This is a genomic window from Mesorhizobium sp. M0830, assembly GCF_040319965.1.
Taxonomy (GTDB): Bacteria; Pseudomonadota; Alphaproteobacteria; order Rhizobiales; family Rhizobiaceae; genus Mesorhizobium.
Window position 1 is genome coordinate 1 of record NZ_JAMYOR010000052.1, and the last position, 19,122, is coordinate 19,122.

A 19,122-nucleotide genomic window follows, 5' to 3' on the forward strand; every position below is an offset into this window, starting at 1 on the left:
CGGTCAATCCGAGCCGACCAAGAGACCGATCCTCCCTCAATCAGATGGCCTTCATATATGAATAACTTTCCCCGGACAGTCCTGCAAGGTGCGGGACCGATCGATTCTCAGCAATCGGTCCTGATTGCGGCCGGCATCACGGCCGCATGACGCTGGCGGAACGTTCGGCGAAAGGCATCGGATGCACAGTCTCCTTCTTCTGCGCCACAGGTGCAAAGCCGAGCTTCTGATAAAGTGGCAGCGCCGCCGGATGATCGAGCGTACAGGTCTGCACCGTCACCCGCTTCGGCCCATACGACCATGCGGCTGCGATCGCGGAGCCCAGGAACCAGCGACCGATGCCTTGCCCGGTGGCATGTTCCATCATGCCGAAATAAGCGAGCTCGACTTCTTCCGGCAGATGCGGCTTGAGATCGAAGAAGCCGGCTGGTGCGCCGTCGAGGTAGAGCACCCTGATGTCGCGATCCTCGCGGTGGATACCGGCGGAAAGCTCGTCATCATCGAGCCTGAGAACATTGACCCAGTGCCATTTGCGCCCCACCCGGTCCATCAGATAGCGATAGAAATGCAGCGGGATGTCCTTGGTCTTCAGCAGCGCAACCTGACGATTATAGGGCACAGGCGGCGTATAGGCCGGAGGCACGTGCATTTCGAGAAACGTCACCGTGACCTCGATGTCTTCCAGCACGCCGTTTTCCATCGTCTTCATTCCTTGCCGGTCACGACGGGCGTGTCCGAAAGCCCACCCCACTCCGTCCATGAGCCGTCGTAAAGCCTGTTGTCGGTATGGCCAAGTGTTTCCAGCGCCAGCGTCACCACCGCCGCCGTAATGCCGGAGCCACATGAGGTGACGACAGGTTTCGACAGATCGATGCCGGCCTCCTCTATCACCTTGCGCAGCCGGTCCTTCGACAACAGCTCGCCATTTTCCGACAGCGCCGAATAGGGCAGATTTCGCGCGCCAGGCATATGACCGGAGCGGATGCCTGCGCGCGGTTCAGGCTCCGCGCCAGTGAAGCGGCCCGCCCCACGGGCGTCGGCGATTTGGCTTTCCCCAGTGTCGACGATCCGCCGCATGTCGGCGAGGCTGGCGACGCGACCGGCGTCGAAATCGGCATGGAACACGCATGGTGCGATCTTCGTCGGTTCGGCCGTCACCGGTCGGCCGGCCGCCTTCCACCCATCGAAGCCGCCGTCCAGAATATAGGTCTGGAAGACGCCCATTACCCGGAACATCCACCATGCCCGAGGCGCGGAGAAGAAACCCGGGCCGTCATAGACGACGATGGTGTCGTCCGCCGAAACGCCCATGGCGCCGACATACTGGGCGAAGTCCTGCGGCGACGGCAACATGTGCGGCAGTGGCGAGTCCGGGTCGGAAACCGCGTCCTGATCCAGGAACCGCGCGCCCGGAATGTGCGCCGCATCGTATTCGCGGCGCGCATCGCGCTTTTGCGCTGGTAGATACCAGGACGCATCGACAATCGTCAGGCCCGGCTCGCCGAGACGTTGTTGCAGCCAGTCCGCATCGACGGTGAAAGGGCTGTCCTCGGCCATCTTTATCCTCCTTGTTTCGCCTCGCGAACGGCTAGCATATCAGTTCGCCGGCATCGGACCGAAGCGGATGCGGAAACGCCTGTTTTCGCGGCCTTTCTTCTCGATCTTGCCGATGTGGATTTCACCGACTTCGCCCGTGCTCTTCACATGGGTGCCGCCGCAGGGCTGGCTGTCCACCGAAGCGTTGTCGCCGATACACACGAGACGGATACTGCCGGTGCCGACCGGCGGCCGGACGTTCTTGGATTTGACCAGGCCAGGATTGGCGGCCAAGTCCTCGTCGCTGATCAACCTGGTGAAGATCGGGTGGTCGGCCCGCACCAGGTCCATCAGGCTCGCTGTCACCTCCTCCTTAGAGAAGCTGGCATCCGGCATGTCGAAGTCGACACGGCTGTCGTCCTCGGAAACCGCGGCACCCGTAATCGGAAACGGACAGACGACCGAGAGCAGATGGCAGGCCGAATGCATGCGCATCAAAAGATGCCGCCGGTCCCAGTCGATCGCCAAACTCACCTTCTCGCCGATCCATGGCCCCGCTTGCTCCGGCGCCGGCACATGGATGATCTCATCCTTGGTCTCGCCCGTAATAGCGGCGGCAATGGCGATGCGGCTGCCGTCGCCGCGCTCGATGTGACCGGTATCGCCCAGTTGGCCGCCCGATGTGGCGTAGAAGATCGAGCGATCCAAAATGATGGCACCACGGTCGTTGACGGCAACGACTGTCGCATCCGCCCTGCGCAGATAGGCGTCGTCGCGAAACAGCGCGTCCGTCCTGTGCGCCATCACGCGACCTTTTCGAACGGCACCGAAATCTTGCTCTTCAGCTCCATCCAGCCCGGCACCGGCAGCTGCTTCTCGCGCAGGAATTCCGGGTTGAACAGCTTCGACTGGTAGCGTGAGCCGTAGTCGCAAAGAATGGTCACGATCGTGTGGCCGGGGCCAAGTTCGCGCGCCAGACGGATCGCGCCGGCAATGTTGATGCCGGTCGAGCCGCCGACGCAGAGGCCTTCTTCCTGGATCAGGTCGAAGACGATCGGCAGCGCATCCTCGTCGGGAATCTGGAAGGAAAAATCCGGCGTGAACCCTTCGAGATTGGCCGTGATGCGCCCCTGCCCGATGCCTTCGGTGATCGAGCTGCCTTCGGACTTCAGCTCGCCGCTGGTATAAAAGGAGTAGAGCGCGGCGCCCAGCGGATCGGCGAGCGCGATCTTTACGTCCTTGCTTTTCGCCCTTAGCCCGAAGGCGACGCCGGCCAGCGTTCCGCCCGAGCCGACCGCCGAGACAAAGCCGTCGACCTTGCCGCCGGTCTGGTTCCAGATTTCTTCGGCCGTGGTGCGGATATGGCCGTCGCGGTTCGCCACATTGTCGAACTGGTTGGCCCAGATGGCGCCATTCGGTTCCGTCCGCGCCATCTGCTCTGCCAAGCGGCCGGACAGCTTCACATAGTTGTTGGGGTTCTTGTACGGCACCGCGGGCACCTCGATCAGCTCGGCGCCGAGCAGTTTGATCGTGTCTTTCTTTTCCTGGCTCTGCGTGTCGGGAATGACGATGACGGTGCGGTAGCCGAGCGCCTTGGCAACCAGCGTCAGTCCGATGCCGGTGTTGCCGGCCGTTCCCTCGACGATAACGCCGCCGGGCTTCAGCAGCCCGCGCTGCTCGGCGTCGCGGATGATGAACAGGCCCGCGCGATCCTTGACCGACTGGCCCGGATTCATGAATTCGGCCTTGCCCAGGATCTCGCAGCCTGTTTGTTCAGAAGCCTTGTTGAGGCGGATCAGAGGCGTGTTGCCGATCGCGTCGATCACAGAACGGAGCATTCAGGATTCCTTGTGTAGGTGCGCCGAGACCCTAGAAACCCGAGGCCTCGGTTTCAAGGCAAGAATGTGTCTGGTCCAGTCGCAATTGCGGTACTGTTGTTGCGTCGACGCTTTCCAAGACCAGCCTCTATCGCCACTGTTCATTTTCCGACCGACGTTGAAAAGCAGCTTTTCATTCGATTTCTTCATCGCTAGAGCAAAGCACCAACAAGTCGACAGGGCGCAGCATGACACTTTACCGGGCCAACCCGAAGCACGGCGTCGCCTGGATCACGGGCGGCAGCAGCGGTATCGGCCGTTCGCTGGCGAGGGATCTTGCTTCCCAGGGTTATGCCGTGGCGGTGACGGCGCTCGACGACGATCCGATCGACACGCTTGTCGTCGAGACGGCGCAGATGCCGGGCAGTGTGACCGCCTTTCCCTGCGACGTCACCGACGAACCGCGCATGGCAAGAACCGTCGCCGCGATCGAGAAGGAACTCGGTCCCATCGTGCTCGCCATCTTCAATGCCGGAAACTACATTTCGACGCCGGGTGAAAATCTTGTCGTCAACGACTTTCGCCGGTCCTTCGAGGTCAACTATTTCGGCATCATCAATGGCCTGGTGCCCGTCATCGAACGCATGCGCGTGCGGGCGCGCGGCCATGTCGTACTGGTCGGCTCCGTCACGTCCTATTTCGGCTGGCCGACAACGGCGGCCTATGGCGGCACCAAGGCGGCAATCAACATCCTGGCCGAATCGCTGAAGTATGATTTCGACAAGATGAACGTCCGCATCCAGGTGTTCAATCCTGGCTTCATCGATACCCCGCTGACCGAGAAGAACATGCTGCCGATGCCGGGACTGATGCCGGTCAGCCGCGCGTCGCGCCGCATGGCGCGGGGCATCAAGTCCGGCGGTTTCGAAGTCACCTTCCCGCGCCGGACAAGCTGGCCCCTGAAACTGCTTAGCGTGTTGCCGAGGCCGCTTTGCAGAGGGTTTATCAGCCTGATGACCAGTTGGAAGGCGCGGCCGCTGCATTACGACCGCAGGCCGCCAATCGAATAGGTAAGCCGTCGAAGTTGGCAAGCACCCGCTTCGGGCGGGTGACAGCCATGGGTTGAGAGATTGTTGCGTGGAGCCAGAGATGGGGCGACGGATCGTGCTTGCTGTGCTGGGCCTTGTCGCCATTCTCGCACTGGCCGTCGTGCTCGGCCCTCGCGTTCCCGTCGACACCACGATCCGCTTTGATCCCTTGGTCATCGGCGACGATCCGCAGGCCTATGTGGCAAGGGTGGAAGCCGCGGTCCCCGGAATCCGCGACGGGCTGGAGAAAGAGATCGTCTGGGCCAATCCGATGGTGCATGCCAGGACGCCGCTGTCGATCGTCTACATCCACGGCTTTTCCGCATCGAAGGGCGAGGTCCGCCCGCTGCCCGACGACGTGGCCGACCAGCTCGACGCCAATCTTTTTTACACGCGCCTTAGCGGTCATGGGCAGGACGGCGCGGCGATGACGCAAGGCAGCATCAATGCCTGGGTCAACGATTATGAGGAGGCGCTCGCCATCGGCCGGGCGATCGGCGACAAGGTGATCGTCATCTCGACCTCGACCGGCGGCTCGCTGGCGACATGGGCGGCAACGCAGCCGGGCGCATCGGACGGGGTTGCCGCGATCGCGTTCATCTCGCCAAACTTCGGCGTGAAAGCGTCCGGCGCCGAGATACTGACCATGCCATGGGGAAAACAGATCGCCAGGCTGGTCGCCGGCAAGGAACACAGCTTTTTGCCGCGCAACGCGCTGCATGAAAAATTCTGGACCACCCGCTACCCGATCGAAGCGACCTTGCCGATGCAGGCGCTGACCGAGCTTGCCTATGGCGCCCCGGTGGAAAAGGCGACCATCCCCGCTTTGTTCATCTTTTCGGATTCGGACAAAGTGGTGCGGCCCGACCGCACCCGCGAGATCGCCGGGCGCTGGGGCGCTCCGTGTGAACTGGTCCCGGTCGATGATACGGGCGACATAGACAATCACGTTATCGCCGGCGACGCGCTTTCGCCATCGACCACGACCTTTCTGGCGCAAAGGATCGCCGTCTGGATCGAGGCGGTGGTGAAGTAAGCTTACGAAAAAGGGCGACCGAAGCATCGCTTCAGCCGCCCTTTCCCGGTCGGTCTCGGCAATCAGCCAGGCTACGCTTGACTGATTAAAACGCGGCCTGGCTTACGCAGCCCGCGCCGCCGGACGCTTGCCGCCGAAGCGGCGCTTGTTGTTGCCTTTAAAGGCCGGCTTGGCGCCTTCCGGCTTGCGCTCGCCGGCGAAGGCCGGCTTGTCGCCGAAGCGCTTTTTGCCAAAACCGTTGCCTTTGTTCTCGCCACCGGGCCGCCTGCCGTCGCGACGACCATTGCGGTCGTTGGCCGGCTCGAATCGTTCGTTCTTTTCAGCCGGATTGCGCAGCGGATCGGGGCTGCCGAGATGGTCGGCAACGATCGGCAGTTTGGTGCGGATGATGCGCTCGACCTGGCGCAGCTTGCTGTTCTCGGAAGGATCGCAAAGCGTAATCGCAATGCCGTCCATGCCGTTGCGGCCGGTACGGCCGATGCGGTGGACATAGCTTTCCGCTTCGTCCGGCAGGTCGAAATTCACGACATGGCTGATGCCGGGCACGTCGATGCCGCGCGCAGCGATGTCGGTCGCCACCAGAATGCGCACCGAACCCTCGCGGAAATCGTTGAGCGCCTTCTGGCGGGCATTCTGCGACTTGTTGCCGTGGATGACGGCGGCCTTGAAGCCGTCGCGCTCGAGGTCCTTCGTCACCCTGTCGGCACCATGCTTGGTGCGCGAAAAGATAATGACGGACTTCATCGCCTCGTCGGCGAGCATCGTCGACAGCACCTGGCGCTTCTGCTTGGTACGGGCAAAGACGACACCTTGCACGATTTCGGCCGCTGCCGTGCTTTGCGGCGCGACTTCGACACGGATCGGGTTTTTCAGCAGGCCCTTCGCCAGTTCGGCGATCTCATTGGGCATGGTCGCCGAGAACAGCACCGTCTGACGGTCGGGCGCGGTCGCCTTGGCGATGCGCTTGACGTCATTGATGAAGCCCATGTCGAGCATGCGGTCGCCTTCGTCGAGCACCAGCCATTTGGTGTCGGCAAGCATGAGGTCGCCTTCACGCACCAGATCGGTCAACCGGCCGGGCGTTGCGATCAGGATGTCGACGCCGGGCGCAACCTTCTTCACCTGGCTGAAGCGGGAGACGCCGCCCAGCACGAGCGCGGTCGAGACATGCGCGCCCTTGGCGAGGATCTTGATCGTATCCTCGATCTGCACGGCGAGTTCGCGCGTTGGTGCCAGAATCAGCGCACGCGCCGTCTTAGGCCGGCGCTTGGTGCCAAGTGCAATGATCTTCGACAGGATCGGCAGCGCGAAGGCTGCGGTCTTGCCGGAGCCGGTCTGGGCGATGCCGAAAATGTCGCGGCCTTCCATTTGCGGCGGGATCGCCTGCGCCTGGATCGGCTTCGGTTCGGTGAAACCGGCGTTATGGGTGGCCTTGAGCAGCGCGCCCGAAATACCCAGTGCGGCGAAACCGGTAAGTTCCGCAGTGTTGCTACCGGGCAAAGTGTTTTGGTTGGTCAAAATAATCTTCTTTCACGCGGCTTCTGGCCGCAAACATCGATGGCGGCAGGGCGCAACCTGCCGTCGAACAAATTGTCATGGAACGACAAGGCGGCGGACGTTTCCGTCCGCGCGGCTGCGCTGTCGTGCCCGCAGGCATCATGCCACGGGGCTTTTTCGCCACTTTGTGATGTACCGGAAAGAGGGGCCGATATACCGGAAAAGAGGGAAAACAGACGCAACCAGTCTCATTCGTCGAGAAGGCCGGATTGTCCCGGCCCAAGCGCCTATGTCGCCGCATATGGCCCAGTTCGCTGTCAAATGCAAGGGGCGTCATGCTGCAGTGCAACAAAACCCACGGCGTAAGCGGCGCTTGCGCTCGCCTGCAGGCACGATTACCACGAAATGCCGCTGGCCTGGGAGGTAATCGATGAAGGACGTGCTGAAGGAACTCGAGCGCCGGCGCGAGATCGCCCGCATGGGTGGCGGCCAGGCGCGCATCGATGCCCAGCACAAGAAGGGCAAGCTCACCGCGCGCGAACGCATCGAGGTGTTTCTCGACGAAGGCTCGTTCGAGGAATTCGACATGTATGTCGAGCACCGCTCGACCGATTTCGGCATGGAGAAGACCAAGATCGCCGGCGACGGCGTGGTCACTGGCTGGGGCACCGTCAATGGTCGTCCGGTCTACCTCTTCGCCAAGGACTTTACCGTGTTCGGCGGCTCGCTGTCGGAAGCGCATGCCGAGAAGGTCATCAAGGTGCAGGAGATGGCGCTGCGCAACCGTGCGCCGATCATCGGGCTTTATGATGCCGGCGGGGCGCGAATCCAGGAGGGCGTTGCGGCACTCGGTGGTTATGCCGAAATCTTTCAGCGCAACGTGCTCGCCTCCGGCGTCATCCCGCAAATTTCTGTCATCATGGGTCCTTGCGCCGGCGGCGACGTCTATTCGCCTGCCATGACCGACTTCATCTTCATGGTGCGCGACACCTCCTACATGTTCGTCACCGGGCCGGATGTGGTGAAGACCGTGACCAACGAAACGGTGACCGCCGAGAGCCTCGGCGGCGCTTCCGTCCACACGACGAAGTCCTCGATCGCCGACGGCGCCTACGACAATGACATCGAGGCGTTGCTGCAGATGCGCCGGCTGATCGACCTGCTGCCGGCCTCCAACACATCGGAGCTTCCCGAAATAGAATGCTATCAGTCGGTGACCGACCATGATTTGTCGCTCGACCGGCTGATCCCCGACAACACCAACAAGCCCTACGACATCAAGGAACTGATCCTGAAAGTCGCCGATGAAGGCGACTTCTTCGAGATCCAGCAGAATTTCGCGAAAAACATCGTCACCGGTCTCGGGCGCATCGAGGGCCGCACGGTCGGCTTCGTCGCCAACCAGCCGATGGTGCTGGCCGGCGTGCTCGATTCCGATGCCAGCCGCAAGGCCGCGCGCTTCGTGCGCTTCTGCGATTGTTTTTCGATCCCGATCGTCACCTTCGTCGACGTGCCCGGCTTCCTGCCCGGCACGGCGCAAGAGTATGGCGGGCTGATCAAGCATGGCGCCAAGCTTCTCTTCGCCTATGCCGAGGCCACCGTGCCGAAGATCACCGTCATCACCAGAAAAGCCTATGGCGGCGCCTATGACGTGATGGCGTCAAAGCATCTGCGCGGCGACATGAACTATGCCTGGCCGACGGCGCAGATCGCGGTGATGGGTGCACGGGGCGCGGTCGAGATCATCTATCGCAAGGACATCGGCGATGCCGAAAAGATCGCAGCGCATACAAAGACTTACGAGGATCGCTTCCTGTCGCCTTTCGTCGCCGCCGAGCGCGGCTATGTCGACGAGGTGATCATGCCGCACTCGACCCGCCGCCGCATCGCACGGGCGCTGCGCATGCTGCGCAACAAGGACATGCAGAACCCCTGGAAGAAGCACGACAACATTCCGCTGTGAGTAACTACCGCGCTTCGAAGAGTTCGCGCAGCACCGGCACCAGCGCTAGCGGCAGATCCTCGGCGATCAGACCGGGTCCGAAACGGCTGCCGGCTTCGGCATGCAGCCACACCGCAGCGCAAGTCCCCTCGAAGGGCGGCATGGCTTGCGCCAGGAGACCGGCAATGATGCCGGACAACACGTCGCCTGACCCGGCAGTGGCCAGCCATGGAGCGCCGTTGGAATTGATCGCTGCCCTGCCATCGGGAGCAGCAATCACCGTGTCAGCGCCCTTGTAGACGATGACGGCATTGGCCCGTGCTGCGGCCGCTCGCGCCTTGGCCAGTTTCGACAGGGTCATGACGCCGGCGATGTCAGGAAACAATCGGCCGAATTCACCCTCATGCGGCGTTATCACCAATGCCGGCGCGTTCGGCTGACGGGCGACTTCGAACAGTGCCTGGGGCTGGTGAGCCAGCGACGTGATGGCGTCGGCATCCAGGACGATCGCATCTGCGTGGCTTGCGGTCGCCGATGCGCGCGCACCATCCGCCAAAGCCTTGATCAGTTGCAGGGCAAAATCGCCGACCTTGGGTTTTGGGCCGAGCCCCGGTCCGAACACCAGTGCTTCGGGATGGCGCGCCATCAGGAATTCCTGCACCTCTCCGAGCGAGCCCGCTTGCCGCAGCATGATGGAGGTCAGGTGTGTCGCATTGACCTGCATGGCATTGGCTGGCGACAGCACGGTGACCGCCCCTGCCCCGCTTCTCGCCGCGGCGAGCGCCGACAGCCGCGCGGCGCCCGTGGCGCTGGGGCCACCGGAAAAGACGCCGACATGGCCGCGCTTGTATTTGTGCGCGTCGACCGCCGGCACGGGAAATTCCTGCAACCACAGGTTTGGCACATTCTCGAAAGTCGAGACAGCGAGTTGGGCGATGATGTCGTCGCCGATGCCGATATCGGCAAGCACGATTTCACCGCATTGTCCGCGTCCTGGGAGCAGCAGGTGGCCAGGCTTTTTCCGCGCGAAGGTGACTGTGATCTCGGCGCGAAACGCCCTGCCCAATATTTCGCCGCCGGCTCCCGAGACGCCAGACGGCAGGTCGACCGCGATCACAGGCAAGCCCAAGGCGGTAGCGGTATCTATGGCCTTGGCGGCATCGCCAGACAGCGACTTGGACAGCCCTGCGCCATAGAGCGCGTCGACCACGATCGAGCCGGTCTCGGCATCAAATCCAGACAGCGGCCGCGGCTTGATCGGGCATTGCGCAGCGGCGAGCTCCGCATCGCTTTCCGGTCTTGGTGCTCCGGATGCCCAGATTGTGGTGCGCACACCGCTGTCGGCCAGGATGCGCGCGACGACGTAGCCATCACCGCCATTGTTGCCTGGGCCGCACAGCACATGGACATGCGTCGCCGAGGGATAGCGCTTGAGAACCTCGGCCGCGACCGCCTGGCCGGCTCTGCGCATCAGGCCGATACCGTCGGCGGGACCAGCGGCAACCGTAAGCCGATCTGCCTCGTTCATTTCTGAAGGAACAAGAAGTTCGTTGCTCATGGATTGCCGATCCGCATTCGATCAAGCATTGTCCAATTTTCGATCCGAAGCAAACAAGGGGGAGTTGCCGAGATCTGCGGCCACATTGTTGGCACGAAGGCACAGGATTGCCTGAAGGATAGGCGATATGCCTAGTTTTTGGGCAGATGCAGTTGGCGTTGCCGTGTAGTCTCCGGCAGCCCGTGCCGCTTCCGGTACAGGGAATGACGTGAATTTGTATCCAGGTGCGGTGCGACTTTGAAATCGTGTGATACTGCTTCGAATCCGTCCAATTGGCACAGTTCGTGCTAGATCGAAGCGCAAGCGGGGGGTTCACAACCCGTTTTTTTTGGCAGTGGAGGCCACTTTTTACATGAAAAAGATCGAAGCGATCATCAAGCCATTCAAGCTGGACGAAGTGAAGGAAGCGCTTCAGGAGGCCGGACTGCAGGGCATTACTGTTACCGAGGCAAAGGGCTTCGGTCGTCAGAAGGGTCATACCGAGCTCTACCGCGGCGCCGAATATGTCGTCGATTTCCTGCCCAAGGTGAAAATCGAGGTGGTGCTTGGCGACGATGCGGTCGAAGGCGCGATCGAGGCCATCCGCAAGGCCGCCCAGACCGGCCGTATTGGCGACGGCAAAATCTTCGTTTCCAATATCGAGGAAGTCGTGCGAATCCGTACCGGCGAAACAGGCATGGACGCGGTCTGACCCGACCCGGCATTCTCCTAACGTCATCATAAAAAAACGTCATCACACAGGGATACATGACATGACGACAGCCAAAGACATCATGAAGCAGATCAAGGACAACGACGTAAAATTCGTCGACCTGCGCTTCACAGACCCGAAGGGCAAGCTGCAACACGTGACGATGGATGTCATCGAGGTCGAGGAAGACATGTTCGCCGATGGCGTCATGTTCGACGGATCGTCGATTGCCGGCTGGAAGGCCATCAACGAGTCCGACATGGTGCTGATGCCTGATCCGGACACCGTCCACATGGACCCGTTCTTCGCCCAGTCGACCATGGTCATCCTGTGTGACATCCTCGATCCGGTTTCGGGTGAATCCTACAACCGCGATCCGCGCGGTACGGCCAAGAAGGCCGAGGCCTACATGAAATCGGAAGGCATCGGCGACACCATTTATGTCGGCCCGGAAGCCGAGTTCTTCGTGTTCGACGACGTGAAGTACAAGGCCGACCCGTACAACACCGGTTTCAAGCTCGACTCGACCGAACTGCCGTCGAATGACGACACGGACTACGAGACCGGCAATCTCGGCCACCGTCCGCGCATTAAGGGCGGTTATTTCCCGGTGCCGCCGATCGACAGTGCGCAGGACATGCGCTCGGAAATGCTGACCGTGCTGGCCGAGATGGGCGTGCGCGTCGAAAAGCATCACCATGAGGTGGCGGCTGCGCAACACGAACTCGGCATCAAGTTCGACACGCTGGTCCGCAACGCCGACAAGATGCTGATCTACAAATATGTCGTGCACCAGGTCGCCAACGCCTATGGCAAGACGGCCACCTTCATGCCGAAGCCGATCTTCGGCGACAACGGCTCGGGCATGCACGTCCACCAGTCGATCTGGAAGGGCGGCAAGCCGACCTTCGCCGGCAACGAATATGCCGGCCTTTCGGAGAGCTGCCTGTTCTACATCGGCGGCATCATCAAGCACGCCAAGGCGATCAACGCCTTCACCAACCCGCTGACCAACTCCTACAAGCGCCTGGTTCCGGGTTATGAAGCGCCTGTGCTGCTCGCCTATTCGGCGCGCAATCGCTCGGCCTCCTGCCGCATCCCGTTCGGCTCGTCGCCCAAGTCCAAGCGTGTCGAGGTCCGTTTCCCCGATCCAGGCGCGAACCCCTACCTCGCTTTCGCCGCCATGCTGATGGCCGGTCTCGATGGCATCAAGAACAAGATCCATCCCGGCCAGCCGATGGACAAGGACCTTTACGACCTGCCACCGAAGGAGCTGAAGAAGATCCCGACCGTCTGCGGCTCGCTGCGTGAAGCCCTGCAGAGCCTCGACAAGGACCGCGGCTTCCTGAAAGCCGGCGGCGTCTTCGACGACGACCAGATCGACAGCTACATCGAGCTGAAGATGGCCGAGGTGATGCGCTTCGAAATGACCCCGCATCCGGTCGAGTACGACATGTACTACTCCGTCTGAGATTGACTCTCAGACTAAAGGTTCAGCGTAATATTCAAGCCCTTGAAAGATTTTCCTCTTTCAAGGGCTCTTTGCTGCACTCCGATAGCCGTGCCTGCCGTCGGCCCGCTCTCGCTGGCGCCCGCTGCAGATGGGCAACGCTTTTGCGTTTTGTTTTTGACGATCGTGTGTATGCCTAGTCCGCTGGCGCTGGGTCAATCGGCAAGCACGGCACGTCAATCCGGTGACGCCGTCTCGGGACAGCAAGATCTGGTGGGTGACAAGCGGATCACTGTTCGAGCGCGAACATGGAGCCAGGAGCGAGCGGCGCACTGTCTCAGGCTACAGTGACCGCTCGTCCGGCGCCCCCCGCCAATGCCGCCGTTCAAGAAAACCCCGCCCGTCCGAACAGCATTGCGTGACGTAACCCCAAGACCTGCGAATTCGCATGCTGCGCTGCAACCTGTCAACGCCGCCAAATGGGCCGTGGACAGTCGATTTCGCAACGTGAACAGGTGCTTATGGGAGGGTCTTTGCCACAAATAAGTGCTGGAAAGCGCTGTTTTCCGGGCTTTTTTGACAGGTGATCGCCGGAATCGGACAGGTCGGCAACCGGGACGTCGGCAGGATTGCGACCACCCGAATTGCCTGACTTTTTCTGGGTATGTTCCGGCCGGGATGCGATCTGCCGGTTATCGGGAAAAGAACCCGGGTCCCTGGCCGGGCTCTTGCGAGCGGGCCGGACGCTGAATTCTGGATGGCCGCAGTAAGCCGCCGCCCGGACGGCAAACCTGAGGGCAAGCAATACTGCGCGACTCAGCCGGCCGGCATAACGATCCGTCCCAGAGGAATGCGTTCAAGCAGCCCACCTTGGTTGGAATAGACCAGGACTATGCCAGACAATGGTGTTTCAATTTCTGTGGCGATGTGGCGACAGCTCTTGAGGCATTTCGATAGAGCAAGGAACGCGCCAATCTTGCATCACACAAAAGAACCCCAGCTTTCGCCGGGGTTCTTGCTTGGGAAGACCGTAGGATGGGCCTGAGACGGTCACGGCAGGTTTCCGCCGTGACGAAGGCTTATGCCGCGGCTGAAACCTGGGCGCTTGCCGGTACCGAGGCGATTGTCTTCAGGATCTGCGAGGCGATCTGGTAGGGGTCGCCCTGGGAGTTCGGGCGGCGGTCTTCCAGATAGCCCTTGTAGTCGTTGTTGATGAAGGAATGCGGCACGCGGATCGAAGCGCCGCGGTCGGCGATGCCGTAGCTGAACCTGTTCCACGGCGCGGTCTCGTGCTTGCCGGTCAAACGCTTGTCGTTGTCCGGGCCGTAGACGGCGATGTGATCCATCAGGTTCTTGTCGAAGGCGGCCATCAGCGCTTCAAAATAGGCCTTGCCGCCTACTTCGCGCATATAGGCGGTCGAGAAGTTGGCGTGCATGCCCGAGCCATTCCAGTCGGTGTCGCCGAGCGGCTTGCAGTGGTATTCGATGTCGATGCCGTATTTCTCGGTCAGGCGCTGCATCAAATAGCGAGCCATCCACATCTGGTCGGCGGCTTTCTTGGAGCCCTTGCCGAAAATCTGGAATTCCCACTGGCCCTTGGCCACTTCGGCGTTGATGCCTTCATGGTTGATGCCGGCGGCGAGGCAGAGATCGAGATGTTCCTCGACGATCTGGCGCGCGACGGAGCCGACATTGGAATAACCGACGCCGGTGTAGTACGGGCCCTGCGGTGCGGGATAGCCGCTCTCGGGAAAGCCGAGCGGGCGGCCATCCTTATAGAAGAAATACTCCTGCTCGAAGCCGAACCAGGCGCCCTCGTCGTCGAGGATGGTGGCGCGCTTGTTGGAAGCGTGCGGCGTGACGCCATCGGGCATCATGACTTCGCACATAACCAGCACGCCGTTGGTGCGGGCGGGGTCCGGATAGACGGCGACCGGCTTCAGCACACAGTCGGAGCTGTGCCCCTCGGCCTGCTGGGTCGACGAACCATCAAAGCCCCATAGCGGCAGCTGCTCGAGCGTCGGGAATTCGGCAAATTCCTTGATCTGCGTTTTGCCGCGAAGGTTGGGAACCGGCGTGTATCCATCGAGCCAAATGTACTCGAGCTTGTATTTCGTCATTCTAGCCTCTCGTTGCTTAATCACCGAACCTGGATGACGCAGGCGCGCCGAGCCATCCAGCAGCCCAGCTGCCAAGTCGATAAAATGCAATTCGTGTGCCATTTCCGCTGCGCTGGGTGCGTCAAAAATGCCAGTCCACACCTGCGATGCAACCAAGCCGCCTAAGCAATGCGCCAAGATCGACCAAAGACGAAATCTGCATAAATAACAAGCAACTACTGATCTTTCCTTAGGCATCTTGCCTAAATGGTTCGCAGGACTTACTTTAATGCAAAGATGAATCGACAAGGGTCCGCAGAAGGAAGGAGACAGCCAATGGAGATCACGTCAGCCCGTCCGTCGGCAAAAATCCTGATGTTCCCGGTGGCATCGCGCATGACTGCCTCAAATTTAGGCGTAAGGGCTAAGTTCGCGGCAGAGCTTGCCTCTTTGCGCGATCATCCGCTCGACCATGGCGAGGCCTGGTATCACGAGGCTGCCATCGCGGAAGCCGAACCGCCACGCAAGAGCTAGACGTCTCCAGGCCATACAACAGAAAAACCCGGCGCGATTGCTCGCGCCGGGTTTTTCTTTAGCCGCTTCAGCCCGCCTACTCCTTGGCGTGCAGATCGGTGCCGAGCGTATCCTTCACGAAGATCATGCCGATGACCAGCGACATCGCCGCGATCACCACCGGATACCAGAGGCCATAATATATGTCGCCCTTGTAAGCGCTCAGCGCGAACACCGTTGCCGGCAGCAGGCCCCCGAACCAGCCATTGCCGATGTGGTAGGGCAGCGACATACCGGTGTAGCGAATGCGAGTCGGGAACATCTCGACCAGGATCGCCGCGATCGGCCCGTAGACCATGGTCACGAACAGGACCAGGATGAACAGGATACCGATGGTCATTGGCCAGTTCACTGCCGCCGGGTCGGCAAACATAGCGAAGGCGCCGCCAGCCGGGATATTGTAGACGGTGACTTCAGGCGCGCCCGCTGCTTCATCGGTGGTCAGCAACTTGTCCTTCACCGCCTGGTCGACTGGCACAGTAGCCTTTTCACCGGCGCGGATCGCGGCAGCGTCCAGCTTCAGTTCCGGGTTGGCGGCGACAAACGCGTCGAGCTTCTGGTCCGCAACTTTGATCGCCGCGCGCTTCAGTGGATAGCCTCCGTCTTTCAGAGCCATGTTGACCGCTTTCACGAAGGCCGCGTCCTTGGCCTTGGCCTGATCGCCAGCGGCGACGGCGTCATAAGAGTCGACTGTCTCGTTGCCGATCTTGACCGATGCGGCTGTTCCGGCCGCAGCCGTCGACACCACGTCATAAGGAACCGAGTTCTTGGTCAGGAACGACGTTGCGATGTCACAGGACGTCGTGAACTTCGCCGTGCCGACCGGATTGAACTGGAACCTGCAGTCGCCGGGTGCAGCCGTCACCGTCGCGCGCGTGTTCTGCTGCGCCGTGGCAAGCGCCGGATTGGCAGCCCAGGTCAGCGCCTTGAACAGCGGGAAGGTACAGACGATAGCCAGAGCAAGACCCGCCATGATGATCGGCTTGCGGCCGATCTTGTCGGAGAGCCAGCCGAAGACGACGAAGAAGATCGAACCGACCGCCAGTGCGATGGCGATCATGATGTTGACCGACTGCGCGTCAACCTTGAGCACGTTGGTCAGGAAGAACAGCGCATAGAACTGGCCGTTGTACCAGACCACAGCCTGACCGGCGGTGAGGCCGAGCAGCGCCAGCAGGGCAATCCTGGCATTCTTCCATTGGCCAAAGGCTTCCGTGAGCGGCGCCTTGGAGCCCTTTCCCTCATCCTTCATGCGCTGGAAGGTCGGCGATTCGGAGAGCGAAAGCCGGATCCAGATCGAGATGCCGAGCAGCAGGAAGGAGACGATGAACGGAATACGCCAGCCCCAGGCGGCATAGCTTTCCTTGCTCAATGAAGCCTGTACGATCAGGATCACAATTAGCGACAGGAACAGGCCGAGCGTCGCCGTCGTCTGGATCCAGGAAGTGTAGTAGCCTCGCCGATTGTCCGGGGCGTGCTCGGCGACGTAAGTGGCCGCGCCGCCATATTCGCCGCCCAGCGCCAGGCCCTGCAGCATGCGCAGGATGATCAGGATCATCGGGGCGGCGATACCCAAGGTCGCATAACCAGGCAGCAGACCGACCAGGAAGGTCGACAGGCCCATAATCGTCATGGTGACAAGGAACGTATATTTACGGCCTACAAGGTCGCCGATGCGGCCGAACAGCAGTGCGCCGAACGGGCGCACCAGGAAGCCGGCCGCGAAAGCCAGCAGCGCGAAGATATTGCGCGTCGCTTCCGGAATGGTCGGACTGAAAAACGTCGAGCCGATGAACACTGCGAGCGAGCCGTAGAGATAGAAATCGTACCATTCGAAAACGGTGCCGAGCGAGGAAGCGAAGATGACCTTCTTCTCTTCCCGCGTCATGCCGCGGCTCGTTCCGCCGGCGGTCGATGCCATTGCCATTGTGTTTTCCTCCCGTGAGACCCGTTGACCTCGAAGCTGCGCGGCAACATCCGTGTTCTCCTCCGAACGCGGACTCAGGGCAGCCATCAACGGGAAAAATGACAGAAAGCGCTGGCCAAAGGCAGCGCGTCTTTGGGATTATGACTTTGGTATTAGGTGCGCTGCGGGATGAATCCGAGCGAGCGGTGGAACCCGTCAGCCCCTGAGCGCCTCGAGCAGACCGGTGGCTGCCAACATGTCGCGCTTGCGGGCCGAGCGGCGCGCGACGGCCTCCGCATCCTGCCCCCAATGCTCGATCTGCCAGTCCTCGTCGACATGCCCGGCAGCCCAGGCGCCGTCGGCGTCGAGTTCGCCGAAATCGACGGCCAGCGCCAGCAGCGCCGAGCCGGTCAGCGACGTCATCACATGGATGGCGGCGAGCCGCAGCGGATCGGTGCGCCGGGCAAGATGGCTGCCCAGCACGGCGATGGCTTCGCGCGGCTGCTCGACATGGATGATTCCTTCGGCGAGGTTGAACCTTGCCCCGAGCGTCTCCCTCGCCCAATCCAGAACCGGATCCCAATGTTGGTTCTGCCGCTCCACCAGCCCCTGCGGCGCGTCGGCGCGATAGCAAAGCAGATCGGACGAGGCAAAGCGCAGGATGTCCTCCAGCACCGCCTGTGGATCGCTGGCAACGCCGTCGATGGCGGTGTTGACGAGGCGCATCACCGGCATGGTCACCGGATCGATGGTCTCGCCCTGGGCGGCGAACTCGTTGGCGACGAGCGCAGCCGCCGCCTCGGTCGGCAGCGCCAGGAGCGCCTTGCCCGGCGTGCGCACCGGCTTGCCGTCGAGATGCACGGCAAAGCCGTCTTCCACCGGCGCGACCGAGACGGTCTTGTAGAAGCGCTTCGGCAGATGCGTCTTCATCTGGATCTGGGCGCGGCGCACCGGATCGGGGTCGGAAAGATGCTTGCCCGCTTCGAGGTCGTTGAGGATATCACGCATAGAGGTCTCTCACACCGGTACGATCTTGCGCGCAGGCCGGTTGACGATGATCAGGCCGGCGGCAATCAGGCCAAGTGCCAGGAAAATGCGCATGGTCAGCGGCTCATTCAAGAACACGGCGCCGCACAAAACGCCGAAAACCGGCGACAGGACGGTAAAACTGGACAGGCCAGATGCCGGATAGCGCCGCAGCAGCCAGAACCACAGCACATAGGTGAAGGCGACGATGTAGACCGCCTGGAAAAGCAGCGCCAAAGTCGGCAGTACGGTCGGATCGCGAACGGGCGGACCGGCGAGAGGCAGCACCAATATGCCGACAATTGCAGCACCGGCGAGCTGGTAGAGCAGAAGCTTTTCGGCAGTCGCCTCGACCAGCCTCGACCGCTTGATGAGGATGTTGGTCAGGGCCCAGAAAAATCCGGAGCCGAGGCTCAGGAGATCGCCGAACAGCATGTCTCCGCCACCGCCAAGCTTGTCGGAAAACACTGCGGCAAGGCCGGCAAAGGCCAGCAACAGACCGAGGAATTTCCTCAAGGTGATCTGTTCGCCAAGCAGGAAATGGCCGCCGAGCAGCATCCAGAACGGCATTGTGTTGACCAGCAGCGTGTTGCGGGCGACGGTCGTGTGCTCCAGGCCGACATAGAGGCAGAGGAACTCGATGCCGAACAGCACGCCCACGGCGATGCCGGCGCGCAATGTCCCGTCGCGCGTGAAAAGCGCTATGCCGCGCCACCGGCACCAGAGGAAGACGCAGAAGCCGCCGACGATCGAGCGCGCGATCGACAGGAAGACCGGGTCGTAACCGGCATAGGAAATCTTGGCGGCGACGTAGTTCAGTCCCCAGGAAAAAGTCAGGCCGACCATGATGGCGGCGGCGGCCATGTCGACCGTATCGCGGCGATCAAGCGTATCGGTGGCGAG

The 19,122-nt window shown here is 61.5% G+C and carries 16 protein-coding genes; 6 read left to right on the plus strand and 10 right to left on the minus strand.

All coding sequences use genetic code 11. The features are described from left to right. Positions 1-136 precede the first annotated feature (136 nt). From NKI20_RS25065 to NKI20_RS25080, 4 genes are read right to left on the minus strand one after another with little or no spacing between them, the layout of a single operon-like run. Positions 137-700, minus strand: coding sequence for a GNAT family N-acetyltransferase (locus NKI20_RS25065; RefSeq protein WP_352486694.1), 564 nt, complete (start codon positions 698-700; stop codon positions 137-139). A gap of 5 nt (positions 701-705) precedes the next feature. After that, entirely contained in the window at positions 706-1,557 is an 852-nt protein-coding gene (gene sseA / locus NKI20_RS25070; RefSeq protein ID WP_352835372.1) for a 3-mercaptopyruvate sulfurtransferase, read from the minus strand. 39 nt (positions 1,558-1,596) lie between these two features. Continuing rightward, the gene (locus tag NKI20_RS25075; protein ID WP_352835375.1) at positions 1,597-2,340 is read right to left on the minus strand and encodes an alanyl-tRNA editing protein; all 744 of its coding nucleotides are present in this window, start codon (positions 2,338-2,340) and stop codon (positions 1,597-1,599) included. Next, on the minus strand, positions 2,340-3,374 hold the full coding sequence (locus tag NKI20_RS25080) for a cysteine synthase A (protein WP_352835378.1): 1,035 nt from the start codon (positions 3,372-3,374) through the stop codon (positions 2,340-2,342). The genes NKI20_RS25075 and NKI20_RS25080 overlap by 1 nt, the downstream gene beginning before the upstream one ends. A gap of 227 nt (positions 3,375-3,601) precedes the next feature. On the opposite strand from NKI20_RS25080, the gene NKI20_RS25085 reads away from it, so the two are divergent. Then, complete coding sequence (locus tag NKI20_RS25085; protein WP_352835381.1) at positions 3,602-4,423, plus strand: SDR family oxidoreductase; 822 nt, start codon at positions 3,602-3,604, stop codon at positions 4,421-4,423. Between the two features lie 79 nt (positions 4,424-4,502). Next, on the plus strand, positions 4,503-5,477 hold the full coding sequence (locus NKI20_RS25090; protein WP_352835384.1) for an alpha/beta hydrolase: 975 nt from the start codon (positions 4,503-4,505) through the stop codon (positions 5,475-5,477). Between the two features lie 102 nt (positions 5,478-5,579). On the opposite strand, the gene NKI20_RS25095 is transcribed toward NKI20_RS25090, so the two are convergent. Next, positions 5,580-6,995 carry a DEAD/DEAH box helicase gene (locus tag NKI20_RS25095; RefSeq protein ID WP_352607683.1) on the minus strand — a complete coding sequence of 472 codons (1,416 nt, stop codon included), beginning with the start codon at positions 6,993-6,995 and terminating at the stop codon, positions 5,580-5,582. 409 nt (positions 6,996-7,404) lie between these two features. Here NKI20_RS25095 and NKI20_RS25100 point away from each other — a divergent pair, with 409 nt between their 5' ends. Beyond that, the gene (locus tag NKI20_RS25100; RefSeq protein ID WP_352835388.1) at positions 7,405-8,937 is read left to right on the plus strand and encodes an acyl-CoA carboxylase subunit beta; all 1,533 of its coding nucleotides are present in this window, start codon (positions 7,405-7,407) and stop codon (positions 8,935-8,937) included. A gap of 4 nt (positions 8,938-8,941) precedes the next feature. Here NKI20_RS25100 and NKI20_RS25105 read toward each other — a convergent pair whose 3' ends face one another. After that, complete coding sequence (locus tag NKI20_RS25105) at positions 8,942-10,474, minus strand: NAD(P)H-hydrate dehydratase (RefSeq protein WP_352607679.1); 1,533 nt, start codon at positions 10,472-10,474, stop codon at positions 8,942-8,944. Positions 10,475-10,826: 352 nt separating this feature from the next. On the opposite strand from NKI20_RS25105, the gene NKI20_RS25110 reads away from it, so the two are divergent. Together NKI20_RS25110 and glnA are read left to right on the plus strand one after the other, a co-directional pair. Then, positions 10,827-11,165 (plus strand): P-II family nitrogen regulator, encoded by a 339-nt coding sequence (locus NKI20_RS25110; RefSeq protein ID WP_006205430.1) that lies wholly within the window; start codon positions 10,827-10,829, stop codon positions 11,163-11,165. 61 nt (positions 11,166-11,226) lie between these two features. Beyond that, complete coding sequence (glnA, locus tag NKI20_RS25115) at positions 11,227-12,636, plus strand: type I glutamate--ammonia ligase (protein WP_023757955.1); 1,410 nt, start codon at positions 11,227-11,229, stop codon at positions 12,634-12,636. A 1,058-nt stretch (positions 12,637-13,694) separates the two neighbouring features. Here glnA and NKI20_RS25120 read toward each other — a convergent pair. Then, a complete protein-coding gene (locus NKI20_RS25120; protein WP_023757956.1) occupies positions 13,695-14,735 on the minus strand; it encodes a glutamine synthetase beta-grasp domain-containing protein in 1,041 nt (346 codons plus the stop codon). 315 nt (positions 14,736-15,050) lie between these two features. Here NKI20_RS25120 and NKI20_RS25125 point away from each other — a divergent pair, with 315 nt between their 5' ends. Continuing rightward, a complete protein-coding gene (locus NKI20_RS25125; protein ID WP_352835393.1) occupies positions 15,051-15,248 on the plus strand; it encodes a DUF2735 domain-containing protein in 198 nt (65 codons plus the stop codon). A gap of 76 nt (positions 15,249-15,324) precedes the next feature. Here NKI20_RS25125 and NKI20_RS25130 read toward each other — a convergent pair whose 3' ends face one another. The 3 genes from NKI20_RS25130 to NKI20_RS25140 all read right to left on the minus strand — a co-directional run bounded on the left by NKI20_RS25130 (position 15,325) and on the right by NKI20_RS25140 (position 19,083). Beyond that, a complete protein-coding gene (locus NKI20_RS25130; RefSeq protein ID WP_352835395.1) occupies positions 15,325-17,214 on the minus strand; it encodes an MFS transporter in 1,890 nt (629 codons plus the stop codon). Positions 17,215-17,409: 195 nt separating this feature from the next. Then, positions 17,410-18,201, minus strand: a complete 792-nt coding sequence (locus NKI20_RS25135; RefSeq protein ID WP_352835398.1) for an ATP12 family chaperone protein — start codon at positions 18,199-18,201, stop codon at positions 17,410-17,412. 9 nt (positions 18,202-18,210) lie between these two features. After that, positions 18,211-19,083: a DMT family transporter gene (locus NKI20_RS25140; RefSeq protein ID WP_352835441.1), complete on the minus strand. Its 873-nt coding sequence runs from the start codon at positions 19,081-19,083 to the stop codon at positions 18,211-18,213. Positions 19,084-19,122 lie beyond the last annotated feature (39 nt).

Coding starts and splice junctions, on each gene's coding strand:
- NKI20_RS25090 (WP_352835384.1), top strand. CDS start 4,503: ATGGGGCGACGGATCGTGCTTGCTGTGCTGGGCCTTGTCGCCATTCTC.
- NKI20_RS25130 (WP_352835395.1), bottom strand. CDS start 17,214: ATGGCAATGGCATCGACCGCCGGCGGAACGAGCCGCGGCATGACGCGG.
- NKI20_RS25105 (WP_352607679.1), bottom strand. CDS start 10,474: ATGAGCAACGAACTTCTTGTTCCTTCAGAAATGAACGAGGCAGATCGG.
- NKI20_RS25120 (WP_023757956.1), bottom strand. CDS start 14,735: ATGACGAAATACAAGCTCGAGTACATTTGGCTCGATGGATACACGCCG.
- NKI20_RS25100 (WP_352835388.1), top strand. CDS start 7,405: ATGAAGGACGTGCTGAAGGAACTCGAGCGCCGGCGCGAGATCGCCCGC.
- NKI20_RS25125 (WP_352835393.1), top strand. CDS start 15,051: ATGGAGATCACGTCAGCCCGTCCGTCGGCAAAAATCCTGATGTTCCCG.
- NKI20_RS25075 (WP_352835375.1), bottom strand. CDS start 2,340: ATGGCGCACAGGACGGACGCGCTGTTTCGCGACGACGCCTATCTGCGC.
- NKI20_RS25140 (WP_352835441.1), bottom strand. CDS start 19,083: ATGGCCGCCGCCGCCATCATGGTCGGCCTGACTTTTTCCTGGGGACTG.
- NKI20_RS25135 (WP_352835398.1), bottom strand. CDS start 18,201: ATGCGTGATATCCTCAACGACCTCGAAGCGGGCAAGCATCTTTCCGAC.
- NKI20_RS25065 (WP_352486694.1), bottom strand. CDS start 700: ATGGAAAACGGCGTGCTGGAAGACATCGAGGTCACGGTGACGTTTCTC.
- NKI20_RS25110 (WP_006205430.1), top strand. CDS start 10,827: ATGAAAAAGATCGAAGCGATCATCAAGCCATTCAAGCTGGACGAAGTG.
- NKI20_RS25080 (WP_352835378.1), bottom strand. CDS start 3,374: ATGCTCCGTTCTGTGATCGACGCGATCGGCAACACGCCTCTGATCCGC.
- NKI20_RS25085 (WP_352835381.1), top strand. CDS start 3,602: ATGACACTTTACCGGGCCAACCCGAAGCACGGCGTCGCCTGGATCACG.
- sseA (WP_352835372.1), bottom strand. CDS start 1,557: ATGGCCGAGGACAGCCCTTTCACCGTCGATGCGGACTGGCTGCAACAA.
- glnA (WP_023757955.1), top strand. CDS start 11,227: ATGACGACAGCCAAAGACATCATGAAGCAGATCAAGGACAACGACGTA.